General features: G+C 69.8%; 1 protein-coding gene. It reads left to right on the top strand.

Annotated features, from left to right (window positions below):
• Positions 1-922 (top strand): acyl-CoA carboxylase subunit beta (locus EAO77_RS35430; protein ID WP_315986131.1); only part of this gene is annotated, 922 nt, incomplete at both ends.

The following is a 922-nucleotide window of genomic DNA, read 5'->3' as shown; positions in this document are numbered from 1 at the left end:
GGGCGTCGGGGGTGATCCCGCAGATCTCGGTGATGCTGGGGCCGTGCGCGGGCGGTGCCGCCTACAGTCCGGCGCTGACGGACTTCGTGTTCATGGTGCGCGAGACGTCGCAGATGTTCATCACGGGCCCGGACGTGGTCAAGGCGGTCACGGGCGAGGAGATCACGCAGAACGGGCTCGGCGGCGCGGACGTGCACGCCGAGACCTCGGGCGTCGCGCACTTCGCGTACGACGACGAGGAGACCTGCATCGCCGAGGTCCGCTACCTCCTGTCCATGCTCCCCTCCAACAACCGGGAGCTGCCTCCCCGTTCGGAGCCGGCCGACAGCCCGGAGCGGCGCTGCGACACCCTGCTGGACGTCGTCCCGACCGACGGCGGCCGTCCGTACGACATGCGCGAGGTGATCGCCGAGGTCGTCGACGACGGCGAGCACATGGAGGTCCACGAGCGGTGGGCCACCAGCGTCATCACCACCCTCGCCCGTCTCGACGGCCAGGTCGTGGGCATCGTCGCCAGCCAGCCGCGGTCCTTCGCGGGGGTGCTCGACATCCACTCCTCCGAGAAGGCCGCGCGCTTCGTGCAGATGTGCGACGCGTTCAACATCCCGATCGTCACCCTGGTGGACGTGCCGGGCTTCCTGCCGGGCGTGGACCAGGAGCACGGCGGCATCATCCGCCACGGCGCCAAGCTGCTCTACGCCTACTGCAACGCCACCGTGCCGCGGATCTCCCTGATCCTGCGCAAGGCCTACGGCGGCGCCTACATCGTCATGGACTCCCAGTCGATCGGCGCCGACCTCACCTACGCCTGGCCGACCAACGAGATCGCGGTCATGGGCGCCGAGGGCGCGGCGAACGTCATCTTCCGCCGCCAGATCGCCGAGGCCGAGGACTCCGAGGCCATGCGCACCCGCATGGTCAA

Source organism: Streptomyces sp. T39 (assembly GCF_008042045.1).
Taxonomy (GTDB): Bacteria; Actinomycetota; Actinomycetes; order Streptomycetales; family Streptomycetaceae; genus Streptomyces.
Note: the sequence above shows the minus strand (reverse complement) of the source record. Positions and strands in the feature narration are given on the sequence as shown.